Genomic DNA, 19,393 nt, shown 5'->3' with positions numbered 1-19,393 from the left:
TGGATCCCTGCTTAGGCGTTTTTGCGGATGACTTGGCCGTCGCGGCACATCAGGCACGCGGCGACGATGTCGTCTTTGAGGTTGATTTCAAACTGCCCTTCCTTGTTGAAGACCAGCTTCAGAAAGTCCAGCAGGTTGCGTGCATATAAAGCAGAAGCATCGGCGGCGACGGCACCGGCCAGGTTGGTAGGGCCGCAAATGATCACGCCGTTCTGCACGACCACCTGGTCGGCGACGGTCAGCGGGCAGTTGCCGCCCTGGGCGGCGGCGAGGTCGATGACCACCGAGCCATGCTTCATTTGCGCGACGGTGTCGGCGCTCAGCAGCGTCGGCGCCTTGCGCCCCGGAATCAGCGCAGTGGTGATGACGATGTCGGCAAGCTTGGCGCGTTCGTGCACAGCCAAGGCCTGGCGTTGCATCCAGCTGCTCGGCATTGGGCGTGCGTAACCACCGACGCCGACGGCGCATTCGCGCTCTTCATCGGTTTCGTAAGGCACGTCGACGAACTTGGCGCCGAGGGACTCGATCTGCTCCTTCACGGCCGGGCGTACGTCAGACGCTTCGATCACCGCACCCAGACGTTTCGCTGTGGCGATGGCCTGCAAGCCTGCGACGCCTGCGCCGAGAATCAGCACGCGGGCAGCCTTAACAGTGCCGGCGGCCGTCATCAGCATCGGCATGAAGCGGGGGTAGTGATGGGCGGCCAGCAATACTGCTTTATAGCCGGCGATGTTGGCCTGGGACGACAACACGTCCAGGCTCTGGGCCCGAGAGGTGCGCGGCGCAGCTTCAAGCGCAAAGGCGGTGATGCCGCGCTCGGCCAGCCTGGCGGTGGTTTCGTTGCTGAACGGGTTGAGCATGCCCACCAATACGGTGCCGCTTTTGATTCGCGCCAGTTCGCTGTCGCTGGGGGCAACCACCTTGAGAATCAGCTCTGCGCCAAACGCATCGTTGGCACTGCCAATGGTCGCGCCTGCCGTTTCATAGGCACTGTCGACGATGCTGGCGTTAATGCCTGCGCCGCTTTGTACAGTGACCTTATGGCCCTGGCCGATCAGCTTCTTGATGGTTTCCGGTGTGGCGGCAACTCTAGTTTCCCCAAGATGCGTCTCTAATGGAACGCCAATTTGCACTATTAATCTCCTCGATTTCGCAACTTAGTTATTATTTTCAGGGGGTTACGTGCGACTTTTATCAGGCGTATGGATACAAAAACCCTAGCGGAAGCTATTAATTTTCATACTCATAAACTTAGATAACTCAAGGTTAAAAAGAAGGCGCCTATTTAGGCGCCAAAAATTTACCTCATGAAAATTTAATTCGTTTAGCCTCATAAACAGTCTGACACTGCTGATATATTTAAACTGACACACGCATTATTGAATGCGACGTGCGATCGAACGTTCTTATTTGTCGTTATCTTTAAAGCGCGCGGGCTTGCGAAATAGACGAAAATCGTCAAATTTCTGTCCATAAATGAACGGCAAATAAGCATCACCGCCTGGCAATACATCTAAACGCGGAACAGTCCAACTTGACTCCCCTTCCGTGTAATAGGCCGTCCCAACTGATACGACTGGAATGGTATGCAGAGGATCCAGCGACGTGCCGTTTAGCTTGAGCGTCCCTTTACCTTCACGCTTTACTCGGAGGTTTTCCTGGTTCTTCATGCAGTTCAGAATTGGATCATGTTGAAGTCCAAAACCGGTAGAGTGAGGCACCGCTTTGATTTCAAAATCGTAGCTCTCACTGCTTGAAGGGCCTAGGTCGTCTCCGAACTCGGCCTCAATCTCAATTAAACGTGTACCGTTGCGCTCGCAAAATCCGTACGCTTCATGACCATCCATGTAGACCTGAGCAATACCAGTTTTCTTTGCTTCGCCCCACATTTCCCGACCAATCGTGACTGGCATATCTCCGCTCACGATCAAAACGAGCATGGTTGTGCCTTCGAGCTCTTTATATCGGCATTTAAGCGAAATTATCCCGCAGTCAAACTCACCACACAGCTCGCTCTGCCAACGGGAAATGCTCGCTATGGCAGTAGGTGTTTCAGGCAATTCAAAACAAGGAGGCAGTACCGACCGCAAGAACTCAAACGTTGTCTCGAATTCGATCGATACAGCTTCGATTGTGCAACGTCCCTCAGAGAGGATTCGTTGAATTTCCTGAAGTTCTTCTTTCGTTTTTACGAAGCTCATGGCAGTCGGTATTCCTAATTTTTATAACGCTAAAAGGTGACTATCTAGCGTGAAATTCACGCTTTCAAACGCTTGATAACTTCTTCGGCGACGCCCAGAGAAGAAGCTGGATTCTGGCCCGTGATCAAAGCGCCGGAGACAACAACATGACTCTCCCAATCACCCGATTTCGAATACACAGCACCCAACGCTTTCATGTCAGTTTCCACGAGATAAGGAACTACCTTTTCCAAACCTACAGCAGCTTCTTCACTGTCACTAAACGCGGTTACCTGCACGCCATCTACCAATGGGCTTCCATCGCCTTGTCGCGCATTGAGCAACGCACACCCGGCATGGCAAATTGTGGCAACCGGTTTACCCGAGGAAATGAACGATTCTATAAGCGCAATAGAATGTGGATCAGTACGTAAGTCCCACAGTGGGCCATGGCCGCCTGGATAGACGAGCGCGCTGACATCCGACGCCGATATAGATGAAAGCTTTGCGGTGCCATTCATGCGCTCGGCCAAAGTGGCATCAGACTGATAGCGCAGGTAAAGAGGGCTATCCTTCAAAGCATCTATCGATGCAGGATCTACTGGAACGCTGCCTCCTTTTGGCGAGGAAAGACTCACCGGTAGACCTGCGTCAACGAAGCGGTAGTAAGGAGCTAAAAACTCTTCAAGCCATAGCCCTGTATCTCTTCCAGTGTCCCCGAGTGTCGCGTGCGAAGTTAAAACAAACAAAATAGACATCGTGTGCACTCCAGACCTTTCAGTCAAATGGTAGGAATTCAGGCAGCAGTTTGCTGCTCCCACAAGTCCTGAGCCGTAGACCACGTTTGGTTTACTTCAGTACCATTCGCGGTTTTCCACGTAATTGGGCCAACCATCTGAAGAATAAAAGTAGTGTCGGCTAACATTTTAGTTTCTTCATGATCGGCGCCAGTAGCTTCATAAAGAAAACCATGCTTGATACACAGAGCACCGCCGTTTTCAGGCCCACCACGCAACTCAAGAATGCCCTCAAACACATAGCCTTCGGCAGGGCCGTGGTGAATATGCGGCCGCAAAATAGAGCCGTTTGGACAGAAAAACATCACTGTCCATACGCCGAGCTCAGGAGAAACGTGAAGTAACTTCCACTTCACCCCGCCGGTGTGAAACTGCTCTGGAAATTCCTGCCACTCTACTGCGTCAACCTGCACGTAAGCGTCTTGCGGTTTCTGGATCTGGTTCATTTCAAGCCTCACGGATTGTGTATATCGGTAGGCACACGCTACATCCAGGGTTCAGTTCGTCCTATCCAAAATTGGCAACAGCCGCATCAGGCCAACGGCATTAAGGCAAATAATTAGAGTTGCCGAAAATGGCTATTGGCTTGCGGGTGCAGCGCTTAGCTTTCGGGCTGTAGATAACGCGGCGAATGCTCATCGCCCACTGAGGAGTAGGAAAATGGCTAAAACAATAACTGTAATTGGCACTGGCTTGATGGGCTCAGGCCTCGCCCGCACACTGCTTGCAGCTGGACGGAAAGTAACGGTGTGGGATGGTCGCCCAGAAGCTACTAAACCTTTGGTAGAAAAAGGCGCAACACTTTCCCCCTCCTTCGTAGAAGCAGTGCACGCGAGCGAGCTGACTATTCTGATTATCAGCAGCGCAGCTGGTGGTGTATCGCTTATCGAGAGCAATCTTGGCTCGCTTGATCTGACAGGGCGCCTTATCGCCAATCTCAGTACATCCATGCCAGAAGACGGAAAACGCTTCCGTAGCTTGATAGAAAGCAAGGGTGGGATTTTCATTAACGCGGCAATCTCTTCGTATCCTGATCTGATTGGCGGCCCGTACACCGCCATTCAATACGCGTGCGATCCAGTCGTATGGGACGAGATAGCAGAAACTGTTAAGCCGATGGCACCGCAAGGCACGATTTACACCGGTGCAGACCTGACGGTGCCCCCTATCGTGGATGCTGCGATGACAGGCAGCTTTTACGCCGTTGGCCTGGCAGGATTTCTTGAGGCAGCAGCTTATGCCAAAACTCAAGGCGTCAACGCCAGCCAGCTTTCCGAGTTCGCAGATAAAATGCTGGATCTGCTGCGCTACAAAGTGCAAAAGAGCATCAAGGAAATTGAGGCTAACGATTTCAGCACCATCCAGGCTACTGTCGATGTTTATCTGGATGCAGTTGTTCAGTGGCGAGATGCACTGAAGGCTAGCGGGCTTCGGGCAAGTCATATTTCTGCAGTCGCAGACGACCTCAAAACCGCTCAGGACGCCGGCCATGGAGATCTTGGATTTAACGCGCAATATCTGGTGGCAGGTGTAAAGCCTTAAAGATCAGACAGTGGACAATAAAAAGCCGGCCCCAAAGGGCCGGCTTTTTGCGTATGTTTAGCTGTGGGCCCGGTTGGCGCCGAGCCTGTTGACAGTCTGGGAAGGCAGCTCTCCGAAAAATTCATTGTAGTATTTAGAAAACCTACCCAGATGGCTAAAGCCAGCATCCAGCGCTGCACCTTGAATAGTGTCCTGAGGCGAGGAAATCAGTAAATTCCGCGCTGTATTCAGCCGTACAGACCTTACATAGTTAAGAGGCGTCATGCCTAAAACGTCCTCAAAACTATACTGAAGTGTCCTACGACTAATCCTGAGATGGTTACACAGGTCTAACACTCCGATGCTTTCATCCTGGACATGATTCGCGAAAAATTCGCAGCTCTTTTCAACGATATACGCCCTGGTTGAGGGGGGCAACACAACACGGCCAGAAGTTTCGAAATCCAGAATTTCCTGGACACAGCAAAATACTTTCTCCAAATCTGTACTGAAAGGAATTTGTCCGCTTCCCGACTGTATTTTACTTAAGTGAGACTTTAAATTGAGTTCGAAATCTATCTGAGTATCGGCGGAGGGCTTAATATATCGCTCGAACGGTTTGGTCTCGATGTTCAAAAAAGCTTCCGCTCGGAACCTCTCAAAAAAAGATTCCTTACTAACAGTGAGCATCAACGCTTCAATCGGTGATTTAGATACCGCGTGAAATGAACGTCCAGATGAAATATGAAAGGTGTCGGCATTGACGTATCTACCGTTCAGAAGAACATCTGTACTGGATCGCACGTTTACTATGACTATTGAATCAAGTGGAACATGGCAGATCTGCTCCACACATGCACTGTCCATCGTCTCCCGAGTTACCTGCACGCTACCCGCTATGGAATGACTCGCAATGGCACCATGAAAATGCGCATTCTTTTCGAGTTGATGATAACGATTATCGTCCCACTCATTTAAACCACCGGCGTGCTCATAGGCATTATGAGACTCCATGTACCGAAACTGGGTCTCATTTTGAGGTGCGTGCGTGGCCATCCTGAATCTCACTTTAGCGTTGTTTGACACAACTGCTTACGCAACCTTCATGCCGCAATTTTGCATTTACACGCTGTCCGTACCTTGCGCTGACACAAACGTGTCTAAAACGGGCGTCTCGAGCCGAGCAGAAAAAAACGCAAAGCCGTTTGCGACTTTGCGTTTTCTATAGGACGTTACTAGCAGTGCATTTTATTGGGTCATCCGACCCAGTATGGTGCGATTTTACTCACTTCAGTTTCAAGAATCCGTGAAGAAAATACTCACAAACACTCCAAAACCTAATCAACCAAAATGCCCAGCAGTCACTCCGCCATCCAATGAATAAACGATCCCGTTCGTGTAACTGGCATCTTCAGAAGCCAGGTGATAGATGACCTTCGCAACCTCTGCGGGCTGCGCGAATCTGCCCAAGGGTACCTCTTGGGCGTAAGACTTCATCTCAGCTTCAGGGTCACTCGCCTCCGCAAAAAGACTTTCCATCATGCGAGTCTGAACAAAGCCTGGGCACACAGCGTTGCTGCGCACACCTAGAGGGCCGTAGTCCAACGCTAAGCAGCGCACGAGCCCCAGCACACCGTGTTTAGACGCGCAGTACGCCGCATACCCAGAGGCACCACGCACCGAAGCGTCAGAACCTACCGCGACGAAAGCACCCGTTTTCTGCTTCATGAAAATCGGCATCGAATACTTCGACATCAGCCAAGTACCCGTAAGATTAACTCCCAGCATGAACTCCCATTCGTCCTTGGCCAAATCATGAACCAGTCCTGTGCGAGCTACGCCTGCGCAAGGAATTACAGCGTGAAGCGCAAGGTTGAAGGATTTTACGAACTCAAATAGCCCTCGAACCTCGTCTTCTCGGGCGACATCCACGATTTGTGCATGAAAGCTGCCGGCTTCAATCTTTTGGGCTGTTTCTTCCAATCCAGATTGCGAAAGATCGCAACCGATCACACAAAAATTATTCTTTGCAAAGTGAATCGCAGTGGCCTGACCGATTCCAGAGCCAGCTCCAGAAACAACGACAATCCGCATCTCCTCGCTCATGGCGGTACTCCTAGTATTTTTGGCTGAACTCACAACCTAGCCTTATGGAAGAGAGTATCCATAGCCAATATCGGCAAAATCGCGCAAAGGCTGTCAATAGGAGAGAGTCTGCCAATGGATTGCCGAAAATGGATACGAAGTAAAAGCTGCCGAGCGTAGGCTGATTTCAGGTCGCAATAGGACAGCTTTACTGACCATCGACGGGACACAACAACAAAGCGATCAGCATCACTTACAACCGCTGCCATAATAATTTTCTAAAACAGTCAAGCGGACGGCATCGTAAGAACTCGTCCAGAGAGCACTCACATGAGCAAAGCTGACGTTGAACACGGCACAGGGATGATGACTACGAGCGAGAGCTTGAACACGGATTTGTTGATGCAATTAGAGGCGATGAATCAGCCCGAACATACCTCCTCCGAATGCTGGAGCAGCGCCGCATCACTCGTTCGAGAAGCCTCTATATGGATTCTCCTTGGTGCAGCTCTCTGGATCGGCACCCTGCTAGCTGTAGGAGTAAACGCATGAATACATCACACAGCGTAGAGCAAGAAGCCCTCGCAGGCCGGCTTCCAGTTCTAGCAGGAAATCGGGTATACAAGACCTACGCCTCATTTCTCTGGACTTGCTGCGCATTTAGCGCCGCGACATGGGCATTTCTCATAGGTAGCTATCTACCCTTTGTGGGTGACTGGCGACTCGGGGTGATGGGTTATGTGGTGGGTCTCATCATCGGCCTAGCATTGGTGTCACTTGCTTCTGGAGCTCCTAGCTACAAATACGGTACAGAAACCATTGATAACGCCAAATCCTCTTTCGGCTATCGAGGGATCATAGTTCCGCTCTTCGGTTTGCTTGCAACCCTGATCGGTTGGTCTTATGTGGTGGAAGCTCTGACCGCCAGGGGAGCTGCCAACGTCGCCGCCACCTTGACTGGAAGCCAAGTCACAGGTGATTCACATGAGCACTTGGTGATCGGCGTTGGCTTGGCGGCATTGTTCCTTGTATGGTTTATCACCTGCAAAGGGCCAAAGTTTTTCGAACGCCTCAACGGCATCATTGGGCCGCTACACATGCTCATCACGTTGGTGATGTTTGGCATCCTGATCCATAAATTCGGGCTCGAAAACCTCTGGCACAATCAAGTGCCCCCAGAGCAAATGTTGTCGCATGACCCCGTTCAAGGCTTAGCACTTGCTGTCGAATTCGGTATGTCCAACGCAATGACTTGGTGGCCAGTCATGGGAGGACTTACCCGATTGGTAAAGCACAAAAACCATGTCATGGGCCCATCGATAATCGGTGCTGGCATCCTGGGAGCTGCGGTTGTCTCCACTGTTGCGGCACTCGCAGCAATCAGCGCAGGTACTTATGACCCAACGATTTGGATGATCGCCGTTGGCGGGCCAGCGTTTGGCTCAATCGTGATGACCGTCGTCCTGACTGCGAATATATCTACGATGGTTGTGATGATGTACTTGGCGGGGGTTTCAATTCAGCAGGTCAAGTTTTTCGCCAGACTGAAGTGGGAAATCCTTTTAGCACTGCTTCTGCTACCCGGTGTGTATTTTGCCTTCGAGACCGAATGGCTGCTTTCCAAGGTTATGAGTTGGCTGTCCTACAACGGCGTGATGTTTGTGGGTATCACCGGAATCACACTTGTTGACTACCTCATCCTGAGACGCGAACAGCTCGATGCTCCGAGTCTTTTCGCGACACGCAATAGCCATTACGCATACTGGGGCGGCGTGAACTGGGTAGCAGTAGTCATCTGCATTTTAGCTGTGATGGGTTACCTGGCGTTGTATGACCCAGTAACGAGCGCTATGAGCCCCTGGTTCCGCTATATGGGGGCCTCCATCCCAGTAATTGCCATTTCCGGAGTCGCCTACTACTTTGCAGTCCGACTCATTGTGGCTCCAATGGGGAAAGGTAACTATACGAAGGGACTAGCTTTGGCTAGCCGTCCCACGCTCGACTCAAAACCTGCTCCTGGAGCAATGAGGGTCAGCCTCTAGCCGATAGAGTCGGCTCAATTGTGATCGCCAGGGCGCCTGATAGGCGCCCTTCTCATTACGGCGCGGTAGGAACCAACGTGGCCGTCCAGAATAAGATGGCGGTCTCGATCATCTGCTCACGAAGCCCAGAGGTAGGGCTTAACTGATCTTGATAAAAGAAAATCCCCTCGATCTGCGTCGCAATTAAAGCAGCATATATACGGACTTTTTCAGCCTGTAGCTGCGGATTAATTTCAGTAATCAACCGGCAGATATTCGTAAGAAAGTGCTCGTACTGGACAGACATTAAATCCTTGATCGACTCGTCGTGACTGGCTAGAGCTCCCATTTGAAAAAAGAATTTTCCAGTTTCTGTATCAAACGAAGCAGATGAGTTCTCTCGAATGGCAACTGCCAAGCGCTCAATCGGCGTCTCGACTGAGGCATTCTCAACCAAGTGATTCACGGCATCTACGAAGTGACCAAGCTTGGCCTTGATCATTTGTCGGCAAAGATTTTCAGTGCTGCCACAGTAGTGCTGAAGGTTGTTGAGACTTATGCCTAACTCCTTGGCCACCTTACGGGCGGAAAATTGTGCGTAGCCGTCCCGAACGAAAATCACGGCAGCGGCATCGTTTATGTCCTCTATTTTTTTTTGCCGCTTGCCTGCGCGGCTGTAGGGGCTGACCTCCCCTACTTCACTCTCAGCATACTCATCGTGCACGTCTTGGCCGCTCCTAGGTCGCATTTTTTCCCCAGTCGTTCCTGAAGAATTTCCGGCACTTTCACTCATCTTAACCCTAACCAAAGCACGTAGTGCACAGCAGGGCAAACCTGCCCGTTCGACTTGCCAAATTCGGCTACGTCGCCCTATCCGCTGAGCGTAGAGTCGCTATCAACATCGCTGAAAGGTTGCATTAGCTGCAATTGCGAATCCGAACGCGGCTCGCGCCCTTCGTTCATTCGACACGTATTCGGGACGGAGAGTAACCCTAAGCCGTCACCAATATTTATTGCAAATCTTGCCGCCTCAATCGATGCCGTTCAACACACCGACTTATTACCTAAGGGGAATACCATGGTTCAAAATGTAACGCTTCTCGGCACAGGTTTAATGGGCTCCGCTTTCGCTAACCTATATCTAAATCACGGCGTGAACGTGACTGTCTGGAACCGCACACCTGGTCGGTGTGCGCCATTGGTTAAGAAGGGTGCTCAAGAGGCGGCAAGTATCGGCTCTGCACTGGAAGCCAGTCCGCTTGTGCTTGTTGTACTTCTGGACTACGACGTTTTCAAAAATGTCATGAGTGGTAACGAACATCTGATCGCAGGGCGTGACTTCGTAAACTTCATGACTGGATCGGCTAAAGATGCAACTCGACTGGAAGCTTACATCCACGCTCACGGAGGCCACTACCTCGACGCGGCGATTGAAGCTTACCCGGACGATATTGGTCACGAGAGTACGCTGATTCACTATTCGGGTGCCGAGGACATCTGGCTCCGTAACGAAAAACTTCTGAAAATGCCTGGGGCAGCGTCACGCTGGATCGGTGATTTGGTCAGTGCAGCGAATGTGCTGGATGCCGCTATGGCTGGAGCATTTTACAACACCGGTATCGGCGCATTTCTAGAGGCTGTAGATTTCGCAAAAAAAGCCGGTGTAGGTATCGAGCAGCTTGAAGGATGCCTGGATTACTTCCTTGCTCTCCTCAAAACCGAGCTTACGGCCGTCATCAAGCACCACAAATCTGATGACTACCGGACAGATCAAGCAACCCTCTCCATCTACGTAGCCGCAGTAAAATCGTGGCGCCAGACCATGCTTGATTCAGGACACCGTGCCAGCCTCTTCACAGCCAACCTTCACTGCATGGAAGTCGCCGTGGCTGAGGGTCGCGGAGACCTCGGGATCGCGGCCACACATGCCAACCACATCAAAAACTGACCGCTAAGAACATAACAAAAAAGCCCCGGATTTTCCGGGGCTTTTCGCTTCACACCCAAGTCTAGAGGTGCTGTATAAACCAATCCTTCGCAGCCTTGCTGGAAGCCTCGAAGTGTTTGATGTAAGGATCGAAGTGGCCTCCCTCAAGCAGCACAAGAGCCTTTGGCTGAAGCGCTTGCTCGTAGGCTTTGAGGGCCAGATCAGTGACCGTCAATGTATCGTGCTTGGCGACCAGCATCAGCAGCGGTGTGGGGCTTATACGATCAATGACAGAACCCGGCTCATATTCATTCAGCATTTCCACGCTCTTGAGTGTTACCTCGTTGCGCCAGGCAGGAGCGATAGTTCGGCCGCTGTGGACGAAGAATTCATAGGAGTCCTGTCCTGGAAGAGCACAATCACTTGTTGGGTCTTCATTAACGACCTCGAGCATCATAGGAGGATTGCCCGCATAGCGATCCGCCCGATCAACCTCAAACGCTGCAATGACTGAAGGCAGCAAGTCGGGCCGAATAGCGAGGCGCACATCCATAGACCCGCTTATATCGGGTACTTGCGCGGCTACACACTTAACTCTGCGGTCAAAGGCCGCTACCTGTAAAACATGCCCACCGCTGTAGCTCGACCCCCAAATACCAATCCGCCCACTGTCGATCTGCTCTAGTGAACAAGCGAACGTGATGGCGTCGCGGTAATCGCGGATCTGGAGGACAGGGTCAACCTCCTGCCGAGGAATACCTTCACTCGCTCCGAAATTGCGGTTGTCATAGATCAATACGGCAAAACCATTTTGCGAAAACACTTCGCCATACTTGTCGAGGTACTGCTCCTTTACAGCGGTAAACCCGTGGGCCATGACGATGGCTGGACACTTCTTTTCTGCATGTCCTTCGGGAGTGTACAACCAACCTCGGAGCGTCAAACCATCGGTGGTTTCAAAGCTGATGTCACTACGCATTATGAGCTCTCCCAGCGTTAGCGCCGGTTAATGACTGTCAAAGGATGTCTTCGGCGGTAGTGTTCAAAGCGGCATCCTGCGCAACCAAGTAGTTAGGATCTCGCATCTCAATCCACCCACAGAATGGCGGGTTGGTGCTCCAGCCCAACAGGCGCTGAACGCGCTCAGGGAACTCACGGACACGCTCACGAGGGACAGCGATGTATTGGTTTTCCTCTTGGCGCAAGTAGCCCAACACCAAGGTAGTTGCGATCGCGGTGCGCGGCTTGTCCAGCGTCGTATTTTTGCCACCACCGTGGTAAGTCGATCCGAGGTAAATCAGACCGTCACCAACACTCATTTCAGCCGCAACGGATTCATCGTAGCTAGGCGCTCGGTCGTCATCCCATTTATGGCTACCCGGAATGACTCGCGTCGCACCATTTGCCTCGGTGTATTCGCTCAGTGCATACAGCACTTGGATTTGACTGTCAGGGCCGGGATGCCGGCGATGGTGAGCAATATCGTCGCGGTGGAGCGGCTGCGCTCCTTCGCCAGGCATAATCATGATTGCTTGAGTCTATGACATCTGCAGCGCCGGGGTAGATACGTGCTGGACACCGTCAAGCCAATACTTGAAAGGTGTGCACAGGTGTTTTTCTGCTGCACCGAAAAATTGGGGCTGGGTGATAAGATTTTGCATATGCCGCGACCGGGAAAACAGTCCCGATATACGTTTGGTTTTACGCCCCACAAAGGAACCATCGCCGTTAGGAGCAACGTCCAGCACATCAGCCAGATCAGACCACAACCCGTCGATGGTCACCTGCGGGAGCATGTTTTTAACAATGCATCCACCATCGCGCTCAAGGCACTCAAGAATGTCGTCAATGCTGGCGTCGCCAGCCAGAGTGACCAACGCTTTTTTACTACTCATCTTGCCCTCCGGAAATTTCTAGTTTCGTGGAGTGTTTATACAAGGTGACGAAACATTCCCTTATCCAGAAACGGCAATGCGACAGGTAACCGATATCGCCTCTCGTACCGCTCATCCATTGCCAATACTGGCTAGGTGAGTTGAGAGAGTGCGTATAGCTTTTCTCCAATATTTCCAACCGCTAAGGATCGTTAGTAATGAAAAGATTAGAGACTAAGGTAGCGTTGATTTCCGGAGCGTCATCGGGCATTGGCGCTGCAAGTGCCATACGATTTGCGCAGGAGGGCGCTAAGATTGTCATCTGTGATATTGACGAGGCAAAGGCTACTTCCGTTGTGCAAGAGATCCAGACTGCAGGGGGCGAGGCAATTTTTGCACGGCTGGACGTCCGAGATGAGAGTCAATGGATTTCAGCGTTTCAAGTGGGAGTATCAAAGTTTGGTTATGTGAACGTTGTCATGAATAGCGCTGGCATCGCGGTACCCGGCAACGTCGAAACCATGAGCTTTGACGACTGGAATAAAGAGCTTTCAGTTAACCTCAATGGCAGCTTTTTCGGCGTAAAACACGCTTTCAAAAACCTGAAAGAAAAAGGTGGCTCGATCATCAATCTTTCCTCCATCGAGGGCATCGTCGGCCATCCTGAGTACGCGGCTTACTGCGCGGGTAAAGGTGCAATACGCAATCTTACTAAGTCTGCTGCGCTGCACGCTGGTCGAAGTGGCTACAGGATTCGGGTCAACAGCATTCATCCTGGATACATCATGACGCCAATGGTTGGGAATGACCCAGTTGAGCTGGAGCGTTTGGCGAAGCTTCATCCAATTGGTTTCCTGGGAGAAGCAGTCGACATCGCCAACATGGCGCTCTTCCTGGCTTCGGACGAATCGCGCTTCGCCACAGGAGCTGAGTTTGTGGTCGACGGTGGATTTCTTGCGCAGTAGATAGACAGACACTTTTGCTTTCACGAAGGATGGTGAAAGCAAACGGGTCAGCCAGTGCACCGTTCTTGTCGCTGAGTGCGAATTTCCCCAAACAAGACTCTGTCAGCGCGAAGTAAACTTCGCGCTGACCCTTATTTAGTTTTGCAAACTAGGTGCGCTGAAGTCCCCTGAAGCGAAAACTCAACACACTGCTCAATCAGCAACCCTACATTTGAAATTGCTTGACCAGCCTGTTCAACTCTACAGCGAGCTTCGTCAGTTCAGACGTTGCAATAGCTGTCTGACTTGAACCCTCCGAAGCTTGATTTGACAGATCTCTAATACTGATCAGACTGCGGTCAACTTCCCTTGCAACCTGAGCCTGCTCCTCTGACGCTGTTGCAATCAGGACATTGCGCTCAGTGATGTTGTCGATGGATTCAGTGATTTCCACTAATGCACTACCGGCTCCCTGCGCAGTATCAAGCGTTCTCTGAGCTTGACCGTTGGTTTGGGTCATTGCCGAGACAGCAGCTCCCGTTCCCTTCTGAATCGAGCTGATCATCTGTTCGATTTCACTGGTTGACTGTTGCGTACGATGAGCCAAAGCTCTCACCTCATCCGCCACTACAGCGAAGCCGCGACCAGCATCGCCGGCACGCGCTGCTTCGATAGCAGCATTCAACGCAAGAAGATTTGTTTGCTCTGCGATAGCGCGTATCACATCCAGCACCTTGCTGATGTCAGTCGCCATAACGGCGAGCCCCTGTACTTCCTGGGATGCATTTTCAACATTTCCGACCATCAAAGTGATTGCGTGAACGGTCTCATCTACACGTGCCCGACCGTCCAACGCGGCGGAATTGGATCGACTGGCTGCCTCAGATGCGGCTGAGGCATTCCTGGCCACTTCTTCAACGGCGGCGCTCATCTCGGTAACAGCAGTCGCGGCCATCTCGACTTCGTTATTCTGACGCATCATTCCCTTGTTTGCGTCTTCAGTGACTGCGTGCATTTCCTCAGAAGTGGAAGCCAGCTGATTCGACGAGTCCGATATTTGAACAAGTGTTCCTCGTAACCCTTGCTGCATGGCTTTCAATGCAAGCATTAGCCTGGCAACTTCGTCGTGCCCTTCCACTTCTATAACCTCGCTGAGATCATTTTTTGCGATCCGTTCAGCGATAGCAAGTGACTGGCTAACTGGATTGGCAACGCTACGTGTGTACATCAGAGCAAGAACAATCGCGGCTAAAGTGCTGAGCACTATAAAACCGCCAACGATAATTTTTGCCTGTTCATAGATGTGAGTGGCCTCCTCACCTGCCACTTTAGCCTTGTTATTGTTCCGTTCAATCAGGTTTTTTATATCACGCTCTACGGCATCGGCCGAAAGTTTCATCTCTTCGCTCGATATTTTTACAGCTTCATCAAGCAGTCCAGAAGAGATAAGTGAGAGGTACTTATCCTGTATCAGCTGATAAGCGGTATAGCTACGGGATAACTCATCAAACAGATGCCTTCCAGCAGATGTTACGATTAAGGGCTCTAACTTTGAAAGCAGCCCCGAGACGTCTGACCGAGCTTTCCTTAAATCTTCCAGCGCCTGAGCCTTACGACTTTCAGGTTCTACTGGATTACGCAACCGCGCATTGCTACCTCGAATGCTGACAATCTGCCTATCAATCATTCCCAACAGGGATATGCTAGGCACGACATTAGTTTCTACAAATTTTTCGGAATCGTTCAAGCTCGACGCTTGCTTGAGGGCTATGAGCCCCAATGCGACGATCATAAGACAGAAAAATCCAAAGCAAAGCGCCGAGCGTGGAGCCAGGTTGAGCTTACGCAACATCATAGTGATATCTCTCGTTGTTTAAGTTATCTCGTCGTTTGCGATGATGTCTCAAGTATCGTTCGCCCGATCGATAAATACGGCTATGGATGTGGCTCACTGACGGCCAGCATCGATATTGACTTATTTATGTAATCCTTATTAGTCAAGCACATGATCAATCGTTGCGAAGTTGCCCACGCAACGACTCAGGTTGCTAGTCAGTAATTTAACTGATAGTCATCAGACTCGCGTTCCCTCCCGCTGCTGCGGTATTTACACTGACTGCCCGCTCGATCACTAGGCGCTCAAGAGCTATGCAAGCCTCACCATGGGACAAGCCCTGCACGCCAATAATTGCACCTTTTCGTATCGAAACTTGCTGGCACACAGCCCTTAGTTCGTCTGAATCACCGTGATGGAGAACACCATCAAAAATAACTTCATCTTTCTTCCAATCGGAAACTAGCTTAACTCGAGACGCTACATTTTTGGGCAACATGGCATGCAATACTTGACTGATTTCTGTGTTCATCAAAACTGCAGTGCTGCCCACAGCTAATACTGCGGCAAGCTGCGTCAAGAGGTCACTTTCGTATTCAGCCAAACAAAGAATCGCCTCACGAGGCAAGATCATGTAAGTGTTCCTCTCACCAGTAGGGCCCTGCAGCAAGCGGGTGATACCGGACTGAGACTCACGTTCAAAATCTTCACAAAGGCTAACTAGGTGATGCCGTTCACTCGCTTGAGCCCAATCCTTGAAAGCAAGCAGCGCACGCTTCAGATCCAACCGGAGCGGGCTATCAAGAGCTGTTTCGCTTTCTTCTCGCTCCAATGAAGCGCGTACAGAATTGGCCGGACGGGTTGATAGCAGCCGATAAAGATAAAGAGGGCCTCCTGCCTTTGGCCCGGTACCGGATAACCCTTCACCACCAAAAGGCTGCACGCCGACAACAGCACCGACAATATTCCGATTCACGTAAATGTTGCCTACATGAGCCTGGTCGAGCACCTTAGAAATTGTCTCGTCGATTCGCGTGTGAATTCCTAGAGTCAGGCCGTAACCAGAAGCGTTGATCTGGGCGATCAATTTGTCCAAGTCATTGCGCTTGTAGCGCACAACGTGAAGCACAGGGCCAAAAATCTCGCGCTCAAGCTCGCCCAGACTGTCGAGTTCAATCAGCGTAGGCGTGATGAAAGTGCCACGCCGAATTTCGTCCGCATCGCTCAGTGCTACCTGGAAAACCGGGCGCCCCTTCTCTTTCATCGCCTGAATATGCAGATCGATCCCCGATTGAGCATCAGCATCAATTACAGGCCCGATATCGACGCTCAACCGCTCCGGATTGCCCATTCGGTACTCAGCCATCGCGCCTTTAAGCATCTCAATCACCCGATCAGCGCTGTCAGTCTGCAAACACAAGACTCGCAACGCAGAGCAACGTTGGCCAGCGCTATCGAACGCAGATGTCACGACGTCCATCACAACCTGCTCAGTTAAAGCAGATGAGTCGACAATCATCGCGTTCTGACCACCAGTTTCAGCAATAAGCGGGATCGGACGTCCTTGGCTATCCATTCGGCCAGCAATATTACGCTGCAGCAGTCGCGCAACTTCCGTAGAGCCCGTAAACATCACGCCCTTGACGCGATCATCCCCAACTAATGCGGCACCCACTGTCTCGCCTTTACCAGGCAACAACTGAACGACACCTTGCGGAACACCTGCTTCCAGCAAAATGCGAATTGCCTGTGTAGCGATCAGAGGTGTTTGCTCCGCAGGTTTCGCAAGAACAGAGTTGCCAGCTGCGAGGGCCGCTGCGACTTGCCCTGAAAAAATTGCTAATGGGAAGTTCCAGGGGCTTATGCATACCACTGGGCCGAGCGGACGATGAACATCATTTCTAAAATCGTATTTAGCCTGTCCAGCGTAGTACCTCAAGAAATCAACAGCCTCGCGCACCTCTGCGATTGCGTTGGCAAAGGTTTTACCCGCTTCACGTACCAGAATGCCGATCAGTTGCTGAATTTGGCCTTCCATGAGGTCTGCGGCACGCTCCAGAATCGTCGCACGTTCAGTGGGCCGTGTGGACTGCCAGATGGCCCCGCTACTCGCCGCAGTCGAAATGGCGTTACCGACATCCTCAACACTTGCCTCTTGGACGTATCCGACCACATCGCGATGATCCGAGGGATTCAGAATCGCACGAGCTTCACCCTTGCTGACAGCGCATCCAAGAATTGGCAATGCCTGCCACGACTCACTGGATGAGGCTAATAGCGCGCTGGAAAGTGAGGCCAAACGATGTTCATTAGCCAAGTCAATCCCGGCAGAATTAGGTCTTTCACTACCATAGATATTTTTAGGCGAAGGTATCCGGGGATGGGGGAGTCCAAACCCACCTTCCTTGACGGCGATTTCTTCGATAACGGCTACTGGATCAGCAACCAACTCCTGAATGGAAATAGAGTGATCAGCTATACGGTTAACAAACGAGGTGTTTGCTCCGTTTTCAAGCAGCCTGCGAACCAGATAGGCGAGCAATGTTTCATGGGTACCTACCGGCGCGTATATCCGACAAGGACGGTTTAGCTTGCCGTCAGAAATATTGCCCACGACTTGGTCATACAGCGGTTCCCCCATCCCATGGAGGCACTGGAATTCGTACTGTCCCGCGTAATAGTTTTGTCCAGCTATCTGATAAATCGCGGCCAAAGTATGAGCGTTGTGAGTGGCGAACTGAGGATAAATAGCCTCTGGCACTGACAGTAGTTTTTTGGCGCAAGCAATATACGAAACGTCGGTGTAGACCTTACGTGTATAAACCGGATACCCCTCTAAACCTTCGACCTGAGCGCGTTTGATTTCGCTGTCCCAGTACGCCCCCTTCACCAGTCGGATCATCAAGCGATGGCGGCTTCGACGCGCCAGATCGATGACATAGTCGATTACGTAAGGACAACGCTTTTGGTAAGCCTGGATAACGAAGCCGATGCCATTCCATCCCGCAAGCGCAGGTTCAAAGCAGAGCCGTTCCAAGAGATCCAAAGACAGCTCTAGGCGATCTGCTTCCTCAGCATCAATGTTTAGGCCGATATCGTATTTTTTAGCGAGCATCGTCAACGAGAGAAGACGCGGATAGAGTTCTTCCATCACTCGTTCGAACTGGGCTCGGCTGTACCTTGGATGCAGTGCAGAAAGCTTTATGGAAATCCCAGGGCCTTCGTAAATACCACGACCGTGGGAGGCCTTACCGATTGAATGAATCGCCTGTTCATAAGACGCCAGGTAGCTCTGAGCATCATGCTCAGTCAATGCAGCCTCACCGAGCATGTCGTAGGAGTAGCGAAAACCTTTGGACTCAAACTCTGAAGCGTTCGCGAGCGCCAGAGCAATGGTTTCGCCGGTCACAAATTGCTCCCCCATCAAGCGCATTGCCATATCGACACCTTTGCGGATGATCGGCTCTCCACCTTTGCCGATCACACGGCTCAACGAAGATATGAGGCCTGTCTCGTTGTGCGTAGACACCAACTTGCCGGTAAGCACGAGCCCCCAAGTCGCCGCATTTACGAAAACGGAGGAGCTATTACCTACGTGTTTTTGCCAATTCCCATTACTGATCTTGTCGCGGATTAATGCGTCACGAGTACCTTTATCGGGGATCCTCAACAACGCTTCCGCCAGGCACATGAGTGCCACGCCTTCCTGAGAGGAGAGAGAAAACTCCTGCAGCAACCCTTGCACGAGACCGGCACGACCGCTTGCCCCTTTCTGGTTGCGCAACTTGCCTGCAATCATCGAAGCAAGTTCATTCGCCGATGCTTCCTGTACAGCAGAGAGCCGAGCCTGCTCCAACAACATTGCTACCATTTCTTGCTCAGGGCGCCGGTAAGCAGCAGTGATTGCCGAGCGAAGCACAGACTGAGGATGGATGCTCTCAGCAAAATCGAGAAACGGCTGAAAGCTGTCGACAACGTCAGATCCAGAGACATCAGAATCAGCGCTACCGCATGTACCGGCAGAGATGAATCCCAAAAGCTCATCGGATCCAGCCCCCAGCTCTGAACGCTCGATAAAATTCAGAATAAGCTGCTTGATGACCCAATGAGGGGTTCGCTCTACAGCTTCAGAGGCCTTTTTCAAACGCTCCCGAACATCGGTCGATAACTTCACGCCGACAGTAGTTACAGAACTCATATTTGCACCCGT

At 51.4% G+C, this 19,393-nt stretch carries 17 protein-coding genes and 1 pseudogene; 5 read left to right on the top strand and 13 right to left on the bottom strand.

What is annotated here, in order from left to right; all coding sequences use genetic code 11:
- Positions 1 to 11: 11 nt before the first annotated feature.
- The 4 genes from Q7C20_RS08775 to Q7C20_RS08760 form a co-directional block, all read right to left on the bottom strand.
- Positions 12 to 1,133, bottom strand: a complete 1,122-nt coding sequence (locus tag Q7C20_RS08775) for a Re/Si-specific NAD(P)(+) transhydrogenase subunit alpha (protein WP_375066783.1) — start codon at positions 1,131 to 1,133, stop codon at positions 12 to 14.
- 273 nt (positions 1,134 to 1,406) lie between these two features.
- Positions 1,407 to 2,201: an acetoacetate decarboxylase family protein gene (locus Q7C20_RS08770; protein WP_375066782.1), complete on the bottom strand. Its 795-nt coding sequence runs from the start codon at positions 2,199 to 2,201 to the stop codon at positions 1,407 to 1,409.
- Between the two features lie 56 nt (positions 2,202 to 2,257).
- Complete coding sequence (locus tag Q7C20_RS08765) at positions 2,258 to 2,938, bottom strand: type 1 glutamine amidotransferase domain-containing protein (RefSeq protein ID WP_375066781.1); 681 nt, start codon at positions 2,936 to 2,938, stop codon at positions 2,258 to 2,260.
- Between the two features lie 38 nt (positions 2,939 to 2,976).
- Entirely contained in the window at positions 2,977 to 3,423 is a 447-nt protein-coding gene (locus tag Q7C20_RS08760; protein ID WP_375066780.1) for a cupin domain-containing protein, read from the bottom strand.
- Positions 3,424 to 3,637: 214 nt separating this feature from the next.
- Here Q7C20_RS08760 and Q7C20_RS08755 point away from each other — a divergent pair, with 214 nt between their 5' ends.
- On the top strand, positions 3,638 to 4,519 hold the full coding sequence (locus Q7C20_RS08755) for an NAD(P)-binding domain-containing protein (protein WP_375066779.1): 882 nt from the start codon (positions 3,638 to 3,640) through the stop codon (positions 4,517 to 4,519).
- A gap of 57 nt (positions 4,520 to 4,576) precedes the next feature.
- On the opposite strand, the gene Q7C20_RS08750 is transcribed toward Q7C20_RS08755, so the two are convergent.
- Both Q7C20_RS08750 and Q7C20_RS08745 read right to left on the bottom strand, forming a co-directional pair.
- The gene (locus Q7C20_RS08750; RefSeq protein WP_375066778.1) at positions 4,577 to 5,554 is read right to left on the bottom strand and encodes a helix-turn-helix domain-containing protein; all 978 of its coding nucleotides are present in this window, start codon (positions 5,552 to 5,554) and stop codon (positions 4,577 to 4,579) included.
- 285 nt (positions 5,555 to 5,839) lie between these two features.
- Positions 5,840 to 6,604, bottom strand: a complete 765-nt coding sequence (locus Q7C20_RS08745; protein WP_375066777.1) for an SDR family NAD(P)-dependent oxidoreductase — start codon at positions 6,602 to 6,604, stop codon at positions 5,840 to 5,842.
- Positions 6,605 to 6,913: 309 nt separating this feature from the next.
- Between Q7C20_RS08745 and Q7C20_RS08740 the strand changes: the two genes are divergently transcribed.
- The gene (locus Q7C20_RS08740; protein ID WP_375066776.1) at positions 6,914 to 7,135 is read left to right on the top strand and encodes a hypothetical protein; all 222 of its coding nucleotides are present in this window, start codon (positions 6,914 to 6,916) and stop codon (positions 7,133 to 7,135) included.
- Positions 7,132 to 8,625 carry a cytosine permease gene (locus Q7C20_RS08735; RefSeq protein WP_375066775.1) on the top strand — a complete coding sequence of 498 codons (1,494 nt, stop codon included), beginning with the start codon at positions 7,132 to 7,134 and terminating at the stop codon, positions 8,623 to 8,625. The genes Q7C20_RS08740 and Q7C20_RS08735 overlap by 4 nt, the downstream gene beginning before the upstream one ends.
- 55 nt (positions 8,626 to 8,680) lie before the next feature.
- Here Q7C20_RS08735 and Q7C20_RS08730 read toward each other — a convergent pair whose 3' ends face one another.
- Complete coding sequence (locus Q7C20_RS08730) at positions 8,681 to 9,328, bottom strand: TetR/AcrR family transcriptional regulator (RefSeq protein ID WP_375066774.1); 648 nt, start codon at positions 9,326 to 9,328, stop codon at positions 8,681 to 8,683.
- A gap of 354 nt (positions 9,329 to 9,682) precedes the next feature.
- Between Q7C20_RS08730 and Q7C20_RS08725 the strand changes: the two genes are divergently transcribed.
- Positions 9,683 to 10,552, top strand: a complete 870-nt coding sequence (locus tag Q7C20_RS08725) for an NAD(P)-binding domain-containing protein (protein ID WP_375066773.1) — start codon at positions 9,683 to 9,685, stop codon at positions 10,550 to 10,552.
- Positions 10,553 to 10,613: 61 nt separating this feature from the next.
- Here the strand turns inward: Q7C20_RS08725 and Q7C20_RS08720 are convergent, their stop codons facing one another.
- Genes Q7C20_RS08720 through Q7C20_RS08710 form a run of 3 tightly spaced genes read right to left on the bottom strand, consistent with a single transcriptional unit; the run spans position 10,614 to position 12,426 of the window.
- Positions 10,614 to 11,510 carry an alpha/beta hydrolase gene (locus Q7C20_RS08720; RefSeq protein WP_375066772.1) on the bottom strand — a complete coding sequence of 299 codons (897 nt, stop codon included), beginning with the start codon at positions 11,508 to 11,510 and terminating at the stop codon, positions 10,614 to 10,616.
- Positions 11,511 to 11,547: 37 nt separating this feature from the next.
- Positions 11,548 to 12,057, bottom strand: coding sequence for a phytanoyl-CoA dioxygenase family protein (locus Q7C20_RS08715; protein WP_375066771.1), 510 nt, complete (start codon positions 12,055 to 12,057; stop codon positions 11,548 to 11,550).
- Positions 12,058 to 12,069: 12 nt separating this feature from the next.
- Entirely contained in the window at positions 12,070 to 12,426 is a 357-nt protein-coding gene (locus tag Q7C20_RS08710; RefSeq protein WP_375066770.1) for a hypothetical protein, read from the bottom strand.
- Positions 12,427 to 12,623: 197 nt separating this feature from the next.
- On the opposite strand from Q7C20_RS08710, the gene Q7C20_RS08705 reads away from it, so the two are divergent.
- Positions 12,624 to 13,370: an SDR family oxidoreductase gene (locus Q7C20_RS08705; RefSeq protein ID WP_375066769.1), complete on the top strand. Its 747-nt coding sequence runs from the start codon at positions 12,624 to 12,626 to the stop codon at positions 13,368 to 13,370.
- Between the two features lie 205 nt (positions 13,371 to 13,575).
- On the opposite strand, the gene Q7C20_RS08700 is transcribed toward Q7C20_RS08705, so the two are convergent.
- From Q7C20_RS08700 to putA, 3 genes and pseudogenes are all read right to left on the bottom strand, one after another.
- The gene (locus tag Q7C20_RS08700; protein WP_375066809.1) at positions 13,576 to 14,304 is read right to left on the bottom strand and encodes a methyl-accepting chemotaxis protein; all 729 of its coding nucleotides are present in this window, start codon (positions 14,302 to 14,304) and stop codon (positions 13,576 to 13,578) included.
- A gap of 129 nt (positions 14,305 to 14,433) precedes the next feature.
- Positions 14,434 to 15,201, bottom strand: a pseudogene (locus Q7C20_RS08695) (MCP four helix bundle domain-containing protein); the annotation flags it as partial.
- A 208-nt stretch (positions 15,202 to 15,409) separates the two neighbouring features.
- Positions 15,410 to 19,381 (bottom strand): trifunctional transcriptional regulator/proline dehydrogenase/L-glutamate gamma-semialdehyde dehydrogenase, encoded by a 3,972-nt coding sequence (gene putA, locus Q7C20_RS08690; protein WP_375066768.1) that lies wholly within the window; start codon positions 19,379 to 19,381, stop codon positions 15,410 to 15,412.
- Positions 19,382 to 19,393 lie beyond the last annotated feature (12 nt).

This window comes from Pseudomonas sp. AMR01, assembly GCF_041946035.1.
In the GTDB taxonomy this organism is placed as follows: domain Bacteria; phylum Pseudomonadota; class Gammaproteobacteria; order Pseudomonadales; family Pseudomonadaceae; genus Aquipseudomonas; species Aquipseudomonas antarctica_B.
This window is presented reverse-complemented; position numbering and strand designations above follow the sequence as displayed.

Coding starts and splice junctions, on each gene's coding strand:
- Q7C20_RS08770 (WP_375066782.1), bottom strand. CDS start 2,201: ATGAGCTTCGTAAAAACGAAAGAAGAACTTCAGGAAATTCAACGAATC.
- Q7C20_RS08765 (WP_375066781.1), bottom strand. CDS start 2,938: ATGTCTATTTTGTTTGTTTTAACTTCGCACGCGACACTCGGGGACACT.
- Q7C20_RS08760 (WP_375066780.1), bottom strand. CDS start 3,423: ATGAACCAGATCCAGAAACCGCAAGACGCTTACGTGCAGGTTGACGCA.
- Q7C20_RS08755 (WP_375066779.1), top strand. CDS start 3,638: ATGGCTAAAACAATAACTGTAATTGGCACTGGCTTGATGGGCTCAGGC.
- Q7C20_RS08750 (WP_375066778.1), bottom strand. CDS start 5,554: ATGGCCACGCACGCACCTCAAAATGAGACCCAGTTTCGGTACATGGAG.
- Q7C20_RS08745 (WP_375066777.1), bottom strand. CDS start 6,604: ATGAGCGAGGAGATGCGGATTGTCGTTGTTTCTGGAGCTGGCTCTGGA.
- Q7C20_RS08740 (WP_375066776.1), top strand. CDS start 6,914: ATGAGCAAAGCTGACGTTGAACACGGCACAGGGATGATGACTACGAGC.
- Q7C20_RS08735 (WP_375066775.1), top strand. CDS start 7,132: ATGAATACATCACACAGCGTAGAGCAAGAAGCCCTCGCAGGCCGGCTT.
- Q7C20_RS08725 (WP_375066773.1), top strand. CDS start 9,683: ATGGTTCAAAATGTAACGCTTCTCGGCACAGGTTTAATGGGCTCCGCT.
- Q7C20_RS08720 (WP_375066772.1), bottom strand. CDS start 11,510: ATGCGTAGTGACATCAGCTTTGAAACCACCGATGGTTTGACGCTCCGA.
- Q7C20_RS08715 (WP_375066771.1), bottom strand. CDS start 12,057: ATGATTATGCCTGGCGAAGGAGCGCAGCCGCTCCACCGCGACGATATT.
- Q7C20_RS08710 (WP_375066770.1), bottom strand. CDS start 12,426: ATGAGTAGTAAAAAAGCGTTGGTCACTCTGGCTGGCGACGCCAGCATT.
- Q7C20_RS08705 (WP_375066769.1), top strand. CDS start 12,624: ATGAAAAGATTAGAGACTAAGGTAGCGTTGATTTCCGGAGCGTCATCG.
- Q7C20_RS08700 (WP_375066809.1), bottom strand. CDS start 14,304: ATGGCCGCGACTGCTGTTACCGAGATGAGCGCCGCCGTTGAAGAAGTG.
- putA (WP_375066768.1), bottom strand. CDS start 19,381: ATGAGTTCTGTAACTACTGTCGGCGTGAAGTTATCGACCGATGTTCGG.